The sequence below is a fragment of the Leclercia sp. GHBNCSD genome (assembly GCF_055805075.1).
The window spans coordinates 3,670,526-3,684,966 of record NZ_JBQVYO010000001.1 but is presented as its reverse complement, the minus strand read 5'-3'; the positions used below and the strand labels follow the sequence as shown (position 1 = coordinate 3,684,966).

The 14,441-nt window shown below is 55.8% G+C and carries 18 protein-coding genes and 1 pseudogene; 13 read left to right on the top strand and 6 right to left on the bottom strand.

The genetic code is table 11. From position 1 onward, the window contains the following. The first annotated feature begins 3 nt into the window (after positions 1-3). The 10 genes and pseudogenes from fliJ (at position 4) to rcsA (ending at position 6,740) form a co-directional block, all read left to right on the top strand. Positions 4-447 carry a flagellar export protein FliJ gene (gene fliJ, locus ACT3IC_RS17565; RefSeq protein ID WP_103180146.1) on the top strand — a complete coding sequence of 148 codons (444 nt, stop codon included), beginning with the start codon at positions 4-6 and terminating at the stop codon, positions 445-447. Further along, the gene (gene fliK, locus ACT3IC_RS17560; RefSeq protein ID WP_156654835.1) at positions 444-1,643 is read left to right on the top strand and encodes a flagellar hook length control protein FliK; all 1,200 of its coding nucleotides are present in this window, start codon (positions 444-446) and stop codon (positions 1,641-1,643) included. The genes fliJ and fliK overlap by 4 nt, the downstream gene beginning before the upstream one ends. A 111-nt stretch (positions 1,644-1,754) precedes the next feature. Continuing rightward, positions 1,755-2,222 carry a flagellar basal body-associated protein FliL gene (gene fliL, locus ACT3IC_RS17555; protein ID WP_103180148.1) on the top strand — a complete coding sequence of 156 codons (468 nt, stop codon included), beginning with the start codon at positions 1,755-1,757 and terminating at the stop codon, positions 2,220-2,222. A gap of 4 nt (positions 2,223-2,226) precedes the next feature. Continuing rightward, positions 2,227-3,231: a flagellar motor switch protein FliM gene (fliM, locus tag ACT3IC_RS17550; protein WP_103180149.1), complete on the top strand. Its 1,005-nt coding sequence runs from the start codon at positions 2,227-2,229 to the stop codon at positions 3,229-3,231. Next, complete coding sequence (fliN, locus tag ACT3IC_RS17545) at positions 3,228-3,641, top strand: flagellar motor switch protein FliN (protein WP_103180150.1); 414 nt, start codon at positions 3,228-3,230, stop codon at positions 3,639-3,641. The genes fliM and fliN overlap by 4 nt, the downstream gene beginning before the upstream one ends. 2 nt (positions 3,642-3,643) lie before the next feature. Continuing rightward, a complete protein-coding gene (gene fliO / locus ACT3IC_RS17540; protein WP_103180151.1) occupies positions 3,644-4,018 on the top strand; it encodes a flagellar biosynthetic protein FliO in 375 nt (124 codons plus the stop codon). After that, positions 4,018-4,755, top strand: a complete 738-nt coding sequence (gene fliP / locus ACT3IC_RS17535) for a flagellar type III secretion system pore protein FliP (protein ID WP_103180152.1) — start codon at positions 4,018-4,020, stop codon at positions 4,753-4,755. The genes fliO and fliP overlap by 1 nt, the downstream gene beginning before the upstream one ends. 10 nt (positions 4,756-4,765) lie before the next feature. Further along, the gene (fliQ, locus tag ACT3IC_RS17530; protein WP_032612271.1) at positions 4,766-5,035 is read left to right on the top strand and encodes a flagellar biosynthesis protein FliQ; all 270 of its coding nucleotides are present in this window, start codon (positions 4,766-4,768) and stop codon (positions 5,033-5,035) included. 2 nt (positions 5,036-5,037) lie between these two features. Then, positions 5,038-5,830: pseudogene (gene fliR / locus ACT3IC_RS17525) on the top strand (flagellar biosynthetic protein FliR); the annotation flags it as partial. Positions 5,831-6,116: 286 nt separating this feature from the next. Then, the gene (rcsA, locus tag ACT3IC_RS17520) at positions 6,117-6,740 is read left to right on the top strand and encodes a transcriptional regulator RcsA (RefSeq protein WP_103180154.1); all 624 of its coding nucleotides are present in this window, start codon (positions 6,117-6,119) and stop codon (positions 6,738-6,740) included. 91 nt (positions 6,741-6,831) lie between these two features. Here the strand turns inward: rcsA and dsrB are convergent, their stop codons facing one another. After that, positions 6,832-7,020: a protein DsrB gene (gene dsrB / locus ACT3IC_RS17515; protein ID WP_180209824.1), complete on the bottom strand. Its 189-nt coding sequence runs from the start codon at positions 7,018-7,020 to the stop codon at positions 6,832-6,834. A 127-nt stretch (positions 7,021-7,147) separates the two neighbouring features. Between dsrB and yodD the strand changes: the two genes are divergently transcribed. Further along, on the top strand, positions 7,148-7,375 hold the full coding sequence (gene yodD, locus ACT3IC_RS17510; RefSeq protein ID WP_103822455.1) for a YodD family peroxide/acid resistance protein: 228 nt from the start codon (positions 7,148-7,150) through the stop codon (positions 7,373-7,375). 299 nt (positions 7,376-7,674) lie between these two features. Then, positions 7,675-8,487, top strand: coding sequence for a mannosyl-3-phosphoglycerate phosphatase-related protein (locus ACT3IC_RS17505; protein ID WP_103180156.1), 813 nt, complete (start codon positions 7,675-7,677; stop codon positions 8,485-8,487). Here ACT3IC_RS17505 and dgcQ read toward each other — a convergent pair. From dgcQ to ACT3IC_RS17490, 3 genes are all read right to left on the bottom strand, one after another. Next, the gene (gene dgcQ / locus ACT3IC_RS17500) at positions 8,469-10,142 is read right to left on the bottom strand and encodes a cellulose biosynthesis regulator diguanylate cyclase DgcQ (protein ID WP_473478377.1); all 1,674 of its coding nucleotides are present in this window, start codon (positions 10,140-10,142) and stop codon (positions 8,469-8,471) included. The two genes, ACT3IC_RS17505 and dgcQ, sit on opposite strands and share 19 nt — an antisense overlap. Positions 10,143-10,268: 126 nt before the next feature. After that, complete coding sequence (locus tag ACT3IC_RS17495) at positions 10,269-10,451, bottom strand: YodC family protein (RefSeq protein ID WP_159339547.1); 183 nt, start codon at positions 10,449-10,451, stop codon at positions 10,269-10,271. A 78-nt stretch (positions 10,452-10,529) separates the two neighbouring features. Then, on the bottom strand, positions 10,530-11,447 hold the full coding sequence (locus tag ACT3IC_RS17490) for a DUF808 domain-containing protein (RefSeq protein WP_156654836.1): 918 nt from the start codon (positions 11,445-11,447) through the stop codon (positions 10,530-10,532). 177 nt (positions 11,448-11,624) lie between these two features. Between ACT3IC_RS17490 and yedA the strand changes: the two genes are divergently transcribed. Next, the gene (gene yedA / locus ACT3IC_RS17485; RefSeq protein WP_156654837.1) at positions 11,625-12,539 is read left to right on the top strand and encodes a drug/metabolite exporter YedA; all 915 of its coding nucleotides are present in this window, start codon (positions 11,625-11,627) and stop codon (positions 12,537-12,539) included. Here the strand turns inward: yedA and ACT3IC_RS17480 are convergent. Both ACT3IC_RS17480 and ACT3IC_RS17475 read right to left on the bottom strand, forming a co-directional pair. Further along, a complete protein-coding gene (locus ACT3IC_RS17480; protein ID WP_103180161.1) occupies positions 12,511-13,002 on the bottom strand; it encodes a very short patch repair endonuclease in 492 nt (163 codons plus the stop codon). The genes yedA and ACT3IC_RS17480 overlap by 29 nt on opposite strands. Next, on the bottom strand, positions 12,986-14,416 hold the full coding sequence (locus ACT3IC_RS17475) for a DNA cytosine methyltransferase (protein ID WP_168192028.1): 1,431 nt from the start codon (positions 14,414-14,416) through the stop codon (positions 12,986-12,988). Before ACT3IC_RS17475 ends, ACT3IC_RS17480 begins: the two co-directional genes overlap by 17 nt. Between the last annotated feature and the right edge of the window lie 25 nt (positions 14,417-14,441).

Sequence of the window (14,441 nt, the reverse complement as noted above, 5' to 3'; positions counted from 1 at the left end):
GTCATGGCACAACACGGCGCATTAACCACGCTGAAAGATCTGGCCGAGCAGGATGTTGATCATGCCGCGCAGCACCTTGGGGTGATGCGCCGCGGACAGCAACAGGCGGAAGAGCAGCTGAAGATGTTGATTGACTACCAGCATGAGTATCGCACCAACCTCAATACCGATATGACGCAGGGCATCGGCAGCCAGCGCTGGATCAACTATCAACAGTTCATCCAGACGCTGGAGAAAGCGATCGAACAGCATCGCCAGCAGGTGGTTCAGTGGAGCAATAAAGTCGACCTTGCGTTAACAGCCTGGCGAGAGAAGAAACAGCGCTTACAGGCCTGGCAGACACTGCAGGATCGCCAGCTTGCCGCCGCAACCCTGGCGGAAAGCCGTCTCGATCAGAAAAAAATGGATGAATTTGCCCAGCGGGCATCAATGAGGACCCCGGAATGATCACCCTTCAACAACTGCTTTCGAGCGACAGCGATCTTACGGCTGGCGCGCGGGGCGGAAAAGCGGCCGACGGCGCGCAGGATTTTCTTGCCCTGCTGGCGGGCGCGTTAAGCGATGCCAAAGGTCAGGGCAAAGATGTCGGCCTGACGCTGAACGATCTCCACTCATCGGGCGGCAAGTTCGCCCAGGCGGCGCTGCAAACCGGTGCCGCCGATAGCGACGTTGACGCCGATGCCGGCAAGCTTGCCGAGCTGCTGGCGCGTCAGGATCTGACGCTATCCGATGAAGATGCCAGCCAGCCGGGGCTGGCACACGGCCTGTTGCCGGTCGCCAAAAGCGAGGTGCTGAAATCGCTGGCCCAGGCCGCTAAAGAGGCTGACAGCAAAACGGAGCTTAGCGAGGAAGAGCTGGCGGGATTAAGCGCCCTCATGGCGATGCTTCCCCACCAGCAGACCGCAACCGCGGCCGCGCCTCAGCCAGTGAGCGCCGGAAGCCTGGATGTGAAGGCGACGCTGAATGGCGATCGTGGTCATCAGCCAGCGCTGGATACCGATGCGCTGCGCACCGCAAAAAACGTGGCTCAGGATAAAGGTGCGGCCTTAGCTTCTGACACCCAACTGACGCCAGCCGTCGCCGCGGCAACGACCAGACAGGCGGCTGAGAGCACACCATCCCCGACCGGGCCGACCATCACGATGGGGCCGATTGTCAGCAATCTTACCTCTGCTCAGCCGACGATGGCCGCCGCACCGGTGGTCAGCGCCCAGCTGGGCAGCAATGAGTGGCAGCAGACCATCAGCCAGCACATCACGCTGTTCACCCGTCAGGGCCAGCAGAGCGCCGAGCTGCGTCTGCACCCGGAAGATCTGGGCCAGGTGCAAATTACGCTTAAGCTGGATGATAACCAGGCGCAGCTGCAGATGGTGTCAGGCCACAGCCACGTTCGCGCGGCGCTGGAAGCGGCACTGCCGGTGCTGCGTACTCAGCTGGCGGAAAACGGTATTCAGCTTACGCAAAGCAGCATCAGCAGTGAAAACTTTAACGGTCAACAGCAGGCCTCCTCTCAGCATCAGCAGCAGGCATCCCGCTCCGGCAATAACGGCGGATTTGATGAAGAGAGCGATGAGCTGCTGGCGGCACCGGCCTCGCTGCAGTCTGCAGCCCGTGGAAACAGTGCCGTCGATATCTTCGCCTAAACCTAAACGCCAGAGGTAGCGTGATTATCCCCGTCTTTTCGACCCTTTGACGGCGACAGGACACGGGATAATCACCACATTAGCAGTCCCGAAACAGGAAGCACGCAACAGATGACTGACTCCGCCATCACCAAAAAAAGTAAGCGTTCCATCTGGATCCCGCTGTTGGTGTTAATTACGCTCGCCGCCTGCGCCACCGCAGGTTACAGCTACTGGCGTATGAATAAAGCCCCTTCAGCCGAAGCCAAAGTGGAGCCACCACCGCCGGCGGCACCTGTCTTTTTTGCGCTGGATACGTTCACCGTTAACCTGGGCGACGCCGATCACGTCTTTTACGTGGGCATTACGCTGCGTCTGAAAGACGAAGCTACCCGCGCGCGTCTGAGTGAATACCTGCCGGAAGTGCGCAGCCGTCTGCTGCTGCTGTTTTCTCGTCAGGATGCCACCCAGCTCTCTACCGATGAAGGTAAGCAGAAGCTGGTGGAAGCCATTAAGCAAACGCTGGCCGCGCCTCTGATCAGCGGTCAACCTAAGCAGGAAGTCACCGACGTTCTGTATACAGCTTTCATTCTGCGGTAACGACATGGGCGACAGTATTCTTTCTCAGGCGGAAATCGATGCGCTGCTCAACGGCGACAGCGATAAAGCCGACGAACCAAAAGCGGGCCTGGCGGGCGAAAGTGATATTCGCCCCTACGATCCCAATACCCAGCGTCGCGTGGTGCGCGAGCGTCTGCAGGCGCTGGAGATCATCAACGAACGTTTTGCCCGTCAGTTCCGTATGGGGCTGTTTAACCTGCTGCGCCGTAGCCCGGATATTACCGTCGGTGCGATCCGCATTCAGCCGTATCATGAGTTCGCCCGTAACCTGCCGGTGCCGACGAACCTCAACCTAATCCATCTGAAACCGCTGCGTGGCACGGGTCTGTTCGTCTTCTCGCCAAGCCTGGTGTTTATCGCCGTAGATAACCTCTTCGGCGGCGACGGACGTTTCCCGACTAAAGTGGAAGGCCGCGAGTTCACCCACACCGAACAGCGCGTTATCAACCGCATGCTGAAGCTGGCCCTTGAGGGGTACAGCGACGCATGGAAGGCGATCCACCCGCTCGACGTGGAGTATGTGCGTTCCGAGATGCAGGTGAAGTTCACCAACATTACCACCTCGCCAAACGACATCGTGGTCAACACCCCGTTCCACGTGGAGATCGGCAACCTGACCGGCGAATTCAATATCTGCCTGCCGTTCAGCATGATTGAGCCGCTGCGCGAAGTGCTGGTGAACCCGCCGCTGGAGAACTCCCGCCATGAAGATCAGAACTGGCGTGAGAACCTGGTACGCCAGGTTCAGCACTCCCAGTTAGAACTGGTGGCCAATTTTGCCGACGTGCCGCTGCGTTTGTCGCAGATCTTAAAATTAAAACCCGGCGATGTTCTGCCGATAGAAAAACCCGACCGCATCATTGCGCATGTGGATGGCGTGCCCGTGCTGACCAGCCAGTATGGCACCGTGAATAATCAGTACGCGTTACGCGTTGAGCACCTGATCAACCCGATTTTGAATTCTCTGAATGAGGAACAGCCCAAATGAGTGATATGAACAATCCGTCCGATGACAACACCGGAGCACTGGACGATCTGTGGGCTGAGGCGTTAAACGAACAAAAAGCACCGGCCAGCAAAAGCGTTGCCGATTCGGTATTCCAGCAGCTGGGCGGCGGCGACGTCAGCGGTACGCTGCAGGATATCGATCTGATTATGGATATCCCGGTCAAGCTGACCGTGGAGCTGGGCCGTACCCGCATGACCATTAAAGAGCTGCTGCGCCTGACGCAGGGTTCGGTCGTGGCGCTGGATGGCCTGGCCGGTGAGCCGCTGGATATTCTGATCAACGGCTACCTGATTGCCCAGGGTGAAGTTGTGGTTGTCGCCGATAAGTACGGCGTGCGTATCACCGACATCATTACCCCGTCTGAACGTATGCGTCGTCTGAGCCGTTAAGCATGAAGACCCAGGCAGTCGTCTCTCAGCCCTCTGCGGTGCCAGGTTCGCCGCTGCTTCAGGTCAGCGGCGCGCTGCTGGGTATTATTGCCTTTATTCTCGTTGCCGCCTGGCTGGCTAAACGCGTGGGACTGGCGGGCAAAACCGCCGGTGCCCGCGGGCTGAAGCTCGCTGCCAGCACTTCGCTGGGCCCGCGTGAGCGCGTGGTGATCGTTGAAGTGGAAGACGCCCGGCTGGTGCTGGGTGTGACCGCCTCAAACATTAATATTCTGCATAAATTACCGCCTGCGCCGGTCTCTGAGGAGAGTCGCACAGAGGTTCCACAGGATTTTCAGTCCGTGATGAAGAGTTTGCTTAAGCGTTCCGGGAGATCGTGATGCGCCGTTTGTTATCCCTTACGCTTGCCGGGGTTGGCCTGTTTGCTCCCGCCGTGTATGCCCAGTTGCCCGGCCTGATCTCGACGCCGATGGCCAATGGCGGTCAGAGCTGGTCTCTGCCTGTTCAGACGCTGGTGTTTATCACCTCGCTGACCTTTATCCCGGCTATTCTGCTGATGATGACCAGCTTTACCCGCATCATTATCGTCTTCGGTCTGCTGCGAAACGCCCTGGGTACCCCGTCCGCGCCGCCTAACCAGGTGCTGCTCGGTCTCTCCCTGTTTTTGACCTTTTTCATTATGTCGCCGGTGATCGACAAGATTTACACCGACGCCTATCAGCCCTTCAGCGAAGAGAAGATCTCCATGCAGGAGGCGCTGGAAAAAGGGGCGCAACCGCTGCGGGAATTTATGCTACGTCAAACCCGCGAAGCTGACCTTGCGCTCTTTGCCCGTCTGGCGAACGCCGGGCCGATCCAGGGGCCTGAGGCGGTGCCGATGCGCATTCTGCTGCCCGCTTACGTCACCAGCGAGTTGAAAACCGCCTTTCAGATTGGTTTTACGATCTTCATTCCGTTTTTGATTATCGACCTTGTTATCGCCAGCGTCCTGATGGCGTTGGGGATGATGATGGTGCCGCCGGCAACCATCGCCCTGCCCTTCAAGCTGATGCTCTTTGTCCTGGTGGACGGCTGGCAGCTGCTGGTGGGGTCGCTGGCACAAAGTTTCTACAGTTAAGGAGCGCCCGGTGACGCCAGAATCGGTCATGATGATGGGCACGGAAGCGATGAAGGTCGCCATCTCCGTTGCCGCTCCCCTGCTGCTGGTGGCGCTGGTCACCGGTCTGATCATCAGTATCCTGCAGGCCGCCACGCAGATTAACGAGATGACGCTGTCGTTTATCCCGAAAATCATCGCCGTGTTTGTGGCGATCATTATCGCCGGGCCGTGGATGCTCAACCTGCTGCTGGATTACATGCGCAATCTGTTCACTAACCTGCCCTATATCATCGGCTAGGTATGCTGCAAGTTACCAGCATCCAGTGGCTTGAGTGGCTGGGCCTCTACTTCTGGCCGCTCTTGCGCATCCTGGCCCTGATCTCCACCGCGCCGATCCTGAGCGAGCGGGCGATACCCAAGCGGGTCAAGCTGGGCCTGGCTATTCTCATTACCATCATCGTTGCCCCAACGCTGCCGCCGGTAAATGTGCCAATTTTCTCCGCGCCAGCCCTGTGGGTTGGGCTACAGCAGATCCTGATTGGCGTGGCCATCGGCTTTACGATGCAGTTTGCCTTTGCCGCCGTGCGCACCGCCGGGGAGCTGATTGGTCTGCAGATGGGTCTCTCCTTCGCCACCTTCTTTGACCCTGGCAGTCGGCTTAACATGCCGATCATTGCTCGTATCATCGACCTGCTGGCGATGCTGCTGTTTATGTCCTTTGACGGGCATCTGTGGCTGATTTCGATGCTGGTGGATACCTTCCACACCCTGCCGATTGGCGGGGAGCCGGTAAACAGCAACGCTTTTATGGCGCTGACCCGTGCGGCCGGGCTGATTTTCCTTAACGGCCTGATGCTGGCGCTGCCGCTGATTACCCTGCTGCTGATCGTCAACCTGGCGCTGGGTTTACTTAACCGTATGGCGCCACAGCTGTCGGTGTTTGTCATTGGTTTCCCTATCACCCTGACTATCGGCCTTGTGCTTATCGGCCTCTTAATGCCGCTTATTGCGCCATTCTGCGAACATCTATTTAGTGAAATATTTAATTTATTGGCCAATATCGTGCGCGAGCTTTCCGTGAAACAATAAACCCTCTTTTTTATATTGTCTTTCTGAGGATATTCCTAAAATAGAAAATGAGAAACATCTGCCAGGATATATCTGGAGCGGGTTTAATGCTTTTATACTCCTCACATAATTCAACATTTACTTTACTTTAAGAAGTTTCCTGGCAAATTATACGTAACTTTACGGGATAGTGAGTTCGCCTGAAAGTCCTTGTAATGCTCACAGGTAATTTATTTTTCCATCCCGTTTGGCTGTTAAAGAGCTCTCAGGCAGGTGGTGAATTATCGTTATGCATTGAGTGAGGGTATGCCATGTCAACGATCATTATGGATTTATGCAGTTACACCCGGCTAGGGTTAACCGGGTATCTGGCCAGCAGAGGGGTAAAGAAAAAAGAGATCAACGATGTACATACGGTTGACGAACTTGCCGCCGCATGTGACGCCCTTACGCCAGGTGTGGTGTTTATTAATGAGGACTGTTTCATTCACGATCCCGCCAACAGTCAGCAAATAAAGCAGATCATTAATCAGCATCCCGGCACCCTGTTTATTGTTTTTATGGCTATAGCCAATATCCATTTCGATGAATATTTGCGGGTGCGTCAGAATCTTCTGATTAGTTCGAAATCTATTAAGCCGGAATCGCTGGATGAACTGATCGGGGATTATTTAAACAAAGAGATAAAGAGTGTAGCGAAATTTAATTTTCCCACTTTATCATTAAGCCGAACTGAATCCAGCATGCTGCGAATGTGGATGGCTGGACAGGGAACGATTCAGATTTCAGACCAGATGAATATCAAGGCGAAAACCGTATCGTCACATAAAGGAAATATTAAAAGGAAGATTAAAACGCATAATAAGCAAGTGATCTATCATGTCGTTCGCCTGACCGACAATGTGACCAACGGAATTTACGTTAATCTGCGTTAACCCCTTCCCTTTTTGCCACGTAAACCGATCTCTGGCTATGCCAGAGATTTTTCATTTCGGCCGCGCCAGCCCGCGTCAGCCGACACGCATGTTACTCCACGCTCTCAACAAAAATCCCGTCAGGGTGGCCAAGCTCGTTAAAGAACCAGATCCCGAGCGGGTAGTCCTCCAGCGAGACCAGATACATCGTGCCTTCATTAAACTGCTCAACTGCCAGTACCACACCCGGGCGACGCGGCCCGCCGTCGGTTTTGACGGTTACCCGATCGTTGACGTTCATAAAATCCTCCTCTGGTTTTGAGCCAGTGTAGAACAAAACGTGAAAACTGGCAGCGTGTTGCTGCGCGATTGCCGCTTTTATCGGCGGTCTATACTTAAAGCTGTAAAGGGTAAACGAGGAGTACGCAATGAAGACCGAAAAAGAGTACAGCGAAACGGCTAAACGGGAAGTGAATGTTGATGTGGATGCCTTGCTCGCCGCGATCAATGAAATCAGCGAGAGCGAAGTACAGCGCATAGAGGATGACCCTACCCGGGTACGGGTTAACGATCGGGATTACCATACCTGGCGCGAGCTGGCTGAAGCCTTTGAGCTGGATATCCATGATTTCAGCGTCACAGAGGTGAATCGCTGAGGCGAAAAAAATCCCGATCATGGGGTGACCGGGATCAAACTTGCTCATGCAAGAAGCACTTGTAAATTCGTTACACCAGGAAATCTGATGTCGCGTAAACATTATCTGCAATTTTTTTGCAAGACAAGGAAATATTCTTCATATTTATAGTTTCCCTGTGCAATTAAAATGTTGATTATAGTTGCCCAACAGGCGTCAGCCGTGGGGTGCGCGGGATCGGTTCCATAAGATAACCGTTTTGCAGAATTTTATTTTAAGAAAATTCTTATAAAAGACCTTCATCTGTTAGGGGAGATGCTATGCCTTCACTCGACGATCCGCTGCTTATCTATAGCGATCTGGACGGCACATTGCTGGATATTCACACCTATGACTGGCAGCCCGCTCTTGGCTGGCTGGATACCTTACAGGACCATCAGATCCCGGTGATCCTCTGCAGCAGCAAAACCGCGGCGGAGATGCTGGAGATCCAGAGCGATCTGGGGCTGGAGGGCTTGCCCTTTATTGCCGAAAATGGCGCGGTGATCCAGCTGGATGTCCGCTGGGATGACCATCCCAACGCCCCACGGTTAATCAATGGCGCTCCCCATGCCGATATCGTTAACATCATCAATCAATTGCGCGCCCGGGAGGGTTACAAATTCACCACCTTCGATGACGTGGACGAGCGGGTTATTAGTGAGTGGACCGGTCTTAATTATGCCCGTGCGAGGCTGGCGAAACTGCATGAAGCCTCGGTGACGCTCATCTGGCGCGACAGCGATGAGAGAATGGCTGCGTTTGAAGATGCGCTGACCGCGCTGGGGTTGAAGTATGTTCAGGGCGCACGGTTCTGGCACATTCTTGATGAGCGCGGCGGTAAGGATCAGGCGATTAACTGGCTCAACGAGCAATACCTGCAGCGCGAAGGCGCGCTTCCCACTACTCTCGGTCTGGGTGACGGGCCAAACGACGCGCCGCTGCTGGATAGTGTCGATTTCGCGGTGGTGGTTAAAGGCATCAATCGCCAGGGAATTACGCTCAAAAACGACGATCCGGCGCGGGTTTACCACACCCACCAGCCTGGTCCTGCTGGCTGGCGTGAAGCGCTGGATCACTTCTTCTCGTCCTGACCCACCACCTGGTTGCGTCCTCGCTGCTTCGCCTGGTAAAGCCGGGCGTCGGCGATGGACTGTAGCTGTTCAAAATCGTAGTTACCGCTCTCCTCTGCGCTGCTGACGCCAATCGACACGCTGACGCGCGTCGTCTGGCTTTTTTTCACCAGGATTTCCCGACGATTGATGCGCTCGCGGATCCGCTCGGCAATTGCCATCGCCTGTTCCGGCCCGGTGTCCGGTAACACTACACAGAACTCTTCTCCGCCGACACGTCCGGCAACATCGGTGTCCCTTATCGTGCGGATAATTAAGCCAGCCGCATGCGTCAGCACTTTATCCCCCGCCTGGTGACCAAACCTGTCGTTAACCCGTTTGAAATGGTCAAGATCCATCTGCATCACCGAGTAGGGCTGATTTTGCTGTTCACACCGCTTCGCCAGCGCTTTTGCCCGCTCAAACAGCGCGCCACGGTTATTTATCCGGGTCAGCGGATCGTGCCAGGCCTGCCACTGCAGCGAGTGTTGCAGGCGGTACATATTGCTGACCATCCGGCGGATCACAAACCATGAGCCCACCAGCATCGCGGTAAAGAGCAGCCACAGCAGCGCCAGCGCGATAGTAATGCTGCCGAAATCACCGTTCGCCCCTTCCCTCAGGGTGTGGATGCGCAGCACAAGACCATTAAAATGATCCAGATGATGCCAGTTGACGTAGCGGCTCCCCAGACGGATATCCCCTTCGGTATCTTTTTCCAGAGCAGCGGCAATTTGCGCCCGCTCGCGCTCGTCAAAATGATTCACGTTGTCCGCAATATTCTCCGACGTGGCGAGCAGATTAAAGCCTTTATCATAGAGCTGGAACTCACCTTCACCATTGCCGTCTACTGCATCCTGCAGCAGTTTCTTCAGCCCCGGGAGCGTAAACTCTAACGCCAGCGCGCCGTACCAGTAGCGTTGGTAATCGACCGGTACGCTGACGGTAACGGTGCGATCGTCTGCCCCATGCGTAAACCAGCGCACGCTTCGGGCCCGGTTCTCACGCTCCGACTGGCCGGTGTACCACGGACGTGTGACCAAATGATAGTAGCGGGAGATAATGTCACCTCCCCAGTCGGTGGGATCGGTTGAGACGTAAAACCCGGCGTGGGAAACATAGACCACGCGCCTGGCGTGTGCTGCCGGAGAGTCGATGCGCAGCAAATAGCCCATTTCAAACGCGGCGCTCAACTCTCTTTCAATCCGTTCATCATCACGTGACAGGCTGGTGGTTTGCCGTACAAAGGCATCAGAAACACCGTTCAAGGGTAAGGTGCGACGCACATCGAAGGTCAGCTGCCAGGAGGGCTTGCCCTGCAGATCGTTAAAGTGGTCGACAGTATTACGCAGCAGTGGGGATGCGAGGGGCGTTTCAAGGGCGTCGCGCATGCCGTTGCGAAAGAACAGCAGCTTTTCCACGCTGAACTCAAGCTGGCGATCCAGTGAATTGGCCACCGTCTCCAGATGATTTTTCTGGCTGGCCGCGTACGCATCCTCCAGCACCACGGCTTCACGCCAGGTCAACAGCGTGGAGAAGATGAGGACGACAATAAAGCAGATGTTAACAACCCGGCCCGGATGAAAGCGATGTCGTGCCGTAAAAGCGTCTTTTCCTGAAACGATGTCGTGCTCCACACCTACTCCGTGAAGGCCACCTTCGCCATCTGCATGACGTCAAAGCCTGGCTGATTTTGCAATGCTACTGCGGTTGGCGCGATTATAACGTACAAAAACGCCCGGCAGTGCCGGGCGTAGCGTGACTTAAGCCTTGTCCTGTCGCCGGGTGCCATCACCATGCTGAAGCTCATCTTCACGAAACGCTTCCTGCTTGATGCCGTAACCGTCGTACCAGCGACATTCCACCATTCCGCTTGCATAGCCGGTGACGACCATACGTGGGCCGCCATTTTTAGGCTTAACTTCATCGCTGACCAGAAAGACCATAACCGCCTCCTTTATCAGTGTGAAACTGTATCAATTTAGTCGAGGAATAACAGTTATGCCTGGTATAGCTTCAACCTATTAATGTGAGTGCCCTCGCATTTTTTCCACAACTTTCACGACTGCCACAACGATAAGGCCAATGATAAAGCCGAGCACCAGGTTGAGTAAGGTTGGCAAAATGGCTGCAATAACAGATGCTTGCGCTTCTGCAAAGTGTTCAATGGCATGATGCAGCGGCGCAATACCGTGCACCACAATCCCGCCGCCGACCAGGAACATCGCCAGGGTGCCAATCACCGATAACGACTTCATTAGCCAGGGCGCAATCACCAGCAGCGCTTTGCCTGTGGCCTTCGCCAGCGCATTGCGCTTTTCGTTTAGCCAGTAGCCGATATCGTCCAGTTTGACGATGAGCCCTACCAGACCGTAAACCCCAATGGTCACCAGAACGGCGATCCCCGAGAGCACCAGCACCTGATTCAGCAGCGGCGCATCCGCCACGATACCCAGAGTGATGGCGACAATTTCCGCCGACAGAATAAAGTCGGTGCGAACAGCCCCCTTCACCTTATCGCGCTCGAACGCGACAGGATCCTTTGCTGCCAGCGCTTCCAGACGCTGTTGCCGCGCGGCCGGAGACTCCTTCTCCTTATCTTTACGTGATGCCAGGGAGTGGAGGATTTTCTCCGCCCCTTCAAAACAGAGAAACGCCCCGCCGATCATCAGCAACGGCGTAATGGCCCACGGAATAAAGGCGCTGATCAATAGCGCCAGCGGCACGAGGATCACTTTATTGAGCAACGATCCCTTCGCCACGGCCCAGACCACGGGCAGTTCCCGGTTGGCACGCACGCCCGTCACCTGTTGGGCGTTTAGCGACAAATCGTCACCCAGCACGCCTGCGGTCTTTTTCGCCGCCAGTTTTCCCATCAGTGAAATATCGTCCAGCAGCGTGGCGATATCATCCAGCAGAGTTAATAAGCTACTTCCCGCCAAAATAAGGTTCCTTCTTTTTGTTAATTACCACAACAGTATGGAGTAAAACCGCAAACCTCGAAACCACCCCGTATATGTCAACAAATTATTCACATCAACGACACAATTAAAGGACTCGCCAGCGTGATAGTTTTCACGTTAACTATATGCGACCTTTTTAATTCGCCGTGAGGGAGTATGCGTTTCAGGCAAGTCTTACCATTAGCGGGCGCCCTGTTTGCGCTCTATATCATCTGGGGCTCCACCTACTTCGTGATCCGCATTGGGGTGGAAAGCTGGCCCCCTCTGCTGATGGCGGGGGTGCGGTTCCTCTCGGCGGGTACGCTGCTGCTGGCGTTTCTGCTCCTGCGCGGCCATAGGCTGCCGCCGCTGCGTCCGTTGCTCAATGCCGCCCTGATTGGCGTCCTGCTGCTGGCGGTGGGCAATGGCTTTGTCACCGTCGCCGAGCATCAGAATGTGCCGTCCGGTATCGCCGCGGTGGTGGTGGCCACCGTTCCGCTGTTCACCCTCTGCTTCAGCCGTCTTTTTGGCATCAAAACGCGCAAGCTGGAGTGGCTGGGGATCGCCATCGGGATGGTGGGCATTATTCTGCTTAACAGCGGTGGTAACCTCAGCGGTAATCCGTGGGGAGCGGTGTTGATCCTGATTGGCTCGATGAGCTGGGCGTTTGGTTCGGTTTACGGCTCGCGCATTGAATTGCCCTCCGGCATGATGGCCGGCGCCATTGAGATGGTCACCGCCGGGATCGTACTGCTGGCAGCGTCCCTGCTGTCGGGGGAGAAAATGACCGCCCTACCCGACCTCTCAGGGTGGCTGGCGGTGGGCTATCTGGCGATTTTCGGTTCGGTGATCGCGATTAACGCCTATATGTTTCTGATCCGCAATGTCTCACCGGCGGTCGCCACCAGCTATGCCTATGTCAATCCAGTAGTGGCCGTCCTGTTGGGCACGGGTCTTGGCGGGGAATCGCTCTCGGCGACAGAGTGGCTGGCGCTGGGGATTATTATTATGGCGGTGGTGCTGGTGACGCTCGGCAAGTACCTGCTGCCGGCAAAACCGGTGGTTACCTCTTGTCAGGCTGAGAAACCGTAAGCGGGCGAATGCCCTGCGTGTCGATCTGCGCGGCGTTACCGCCGCTGCAGATCCACTCTTCCAGCCGCTCCGTGAGCGCCCTGTCATCGAGCTTCATTTTGCCGCGCAGCGCACACTCCCACACCACCAGCACCCGCCAGCCCTGCTCCTGCAACACAGCGATATCTCGTGCATCACGCGCGACATTCTTGCCAATTTTTTCCAGCCAGAAATCGGTTCTGGTCGCCGGGACTTTAAACAGATAGCAGTCGTGACGATGCCAGAAACAGCCGTGGGTAAAGATCACACACGTATGGCTGTCGATGACAAAATCAGGCCGTCCGGCAAGGGCGGCATCCTGCACACGAAACTCAAAACCGACCTCCGTAAGCAGGCCGGCCAGCCGTTTTTCGATAGCCGTATCCCGCGTGCCGATGGCGCGCATGTTTTTACTGCGGGTGGCTTTATTATGAACGTCCGCCATTCGCGGCCTCAGCCTTGCGTTTCTCAACTGCCTGCAAAATGCGCGACTCCAGCAACCGGGCGACAGCTGCAAAAGCTGGCACGACCACCGAATTACCAAACTGGCGATAGGCCTGAGTATCTGATACCGGAATGCGGAAGCCGTAGCCCTGAGGGGTTTCAAATCCCATCAATCGCGCGCACTCCCGCGGCGTCAAACGGCGCGGACGGTGGCGCTGGTTTTCGGCATCATCGAAATCGCGCTCGCCAAGGGCTTTATCCCAGCCTCTGTCGATGAGGATCTCGGCGCCATCTTTGTAATAGCGTGCCGACAGCGTGCGGGCGACGCTGTGTGGGTTGGTAGGATCGACCATGCCGAAACCAAAACCGTTGCCCTTCGCCTGATGCTTTTTGGCATAGCGATAAAGATATTTCCACAGCACCGGGGTGAGAATGAATTTGGCGTCCACCACGGGCTCAAGCAGATCGGCAATGGTCGGGCGTCGGGTCGGCCACAGCCCCGGGAGATCCCGCAGCGTAAAATTACCACACAGGTTGAGATCGCGACGAAAGCCTACCAGCACAATGCGCTCGCGGTGCTGCGGCAGAAAATGTTTACCGTCAACGATCTTAGGATCGTCCGGGCCGCTGTCAGCGGCATCCGCCACGTCATATCCCAGTTCATCCAGGGTCTGCATGATGATGCGGAACGTTTTGCCCCCGTCGTGGCTCTTCAGGTTTTTGACGTTTTCAAGGACGAAGATGGCCGGGCGGCGGGCATCAATAATGCGCGCCACATCGAAGAAGAGGGTTCCCTGGGTATCGCAGGCAAAGCCGTGCGCGCGGCCCAGCGCGTTCTTTTTTGATACCCCCGCCAGGGAAAACGGCTGGCACGGGAAGCCCGCGAGCAGGACGTCATGGGCAGGAATGTTGTCACGAATGTGCTGCGCCGCCTCTTCGTCCGTCACACCGCTCTGGTGGCTGAGCGTCACTTCGCGAATGTCCTCGTTGAACTGATGCGCGTCAGGATCGCAATACCAGTTGGCTTTATAGGTACGCACCGCGTGTTTATTCCATTCGCTGGTAAACACGCACTGCCCGCCAATCGCCTCAAAGCCGTGGCGGATGCCGCCGATCCCGGCGAAGAGATCGACAAAACGGAAAGCATAGTGAGGATGACAGGCTGGCGGACGAGGCAGCAGATTTTGCAAGACGCTATATTCGCCGTCGCTGAGACGACGCCCTGCCCGCTCACTGGTCACCAGCCGCTTAATGATTGCCGGGCTCCAGTGGCTTTCGCCCTGAGCATTCAGCAGATGCGCCAGCGTTCTGGCATCGTAAATTTCCAGCAGTTGGCACAATAACGCCTGCACTGACGCCGTTGATTTTTCTGCCAGCAAAAACGCGGACTCCGTCACTGATACATTTTCCTGCATACATTTAACCGGACCAAAAGGGGTT

Excerpts from the sequence above, each read along its gene's own strand:
- ACT3IC_RS17480 (WP_103180161.1), bottom strand. The coding sequence starts at position 13,002 with ATGGCGGACGTTCATAATAAAGCCACCCGCAGTAAAAACATGCGCGCC.
- ACT3IC_RS17505 (WP_103180156.1), top strand. The coding sequence starts at position 7,675 with ATGCCTTCACTCGACGATCCGCTGCTTATCTATAGCGATCTGGACGGC.
- fliP (WP_103180152.1), top strand. The coding sequence starts at position 4,018 with ATGCGCCGTTTGTTATCCCTTACGCTTGCCGGGGTTGGCCTGTTTGCT.
- ACT3IC_RS17495 (WP_159339547.1), bottom strand. The coding sequence starts at position 10,451 with ATGGTCTTTCTGGTCAGCGATGAAGTTAAGCCTAAAAATGGCGGCCCA.
- dsrB (WP_180209824.1), bottom strand. The coding sequence starts at position 7,020 with ATGAACGTCAACGATCGGGTAACCGTCAAAACCGACGGCGGGCCGCGT.
- yedA (WP_156654837.1), top strand. The coding sequence starts at position 11,625 with ATGCGTTTCAGGCAAGTCTTACCATTAGCGGGCGCCCTGTTTGCGCTC.
- fliK (WP_156654835.1), top strand. The coding sequence starts at position 444 with ATGATCACCCTTCAACAACTGCTTTCGAGCGACAGCGATCTTACGGCT.
- fliM (WP_103180149.1), top strand. The coding sequence starts at position 2,227 with ATGGGCGACAGTATTCTTTCTCAGGCGGAAATCGATGCGCTGCTCAAC.
- fliN (WP_103180150.1), top strand. The coding sequence starts at position 3,228 with ATGAGTGATATGAACAATCCGTCCGATGACAACACCGGAGCACTGGAC.
- fliL (WP_103180148.1), top strand. The coding sequence starts at position 1,755 with ATGACTGACTCCGCCATCACCAAAAAAAGTAAGCGTTCCATCTGGATC.
- yodD (WP_103822455.1), top strand. The coding sequence starts at position 7,148 with ATGAAGACCGAAAAAGAGTACAGCGAAACGGCTAAACGGGAAGTGAAT.
- fliO (WP_103180151.1), top strand. The coding sequence starts at position 3,644 with ATGAAGACCCAGGCAGTCGTCTCTCAGCCCTCTGCGGTGCCAGGTTCG.
- ACT3IC_RS17475 (WP_168192028.1), bottom strand. The coding sequence starts at position 14,416 with ATGCAGGAAAATGTATCAGTGACGGAGTCCGCGTTTTTGCTGGCAGAA.
- fliJ (WP_103180146.1), top strand. The coding sequence starts at position 4 with ATGGCACAACACGGCGCATTAACCACGCTGAAAGATCTGGCCGAGCAG.
- rcsA (WP_103180154.1), top strand. The coding sequence starts at position 6,117 with ATGTCAACGATCATTATGGATTTATGCAGTTACACCCGGCTAGGGTTA.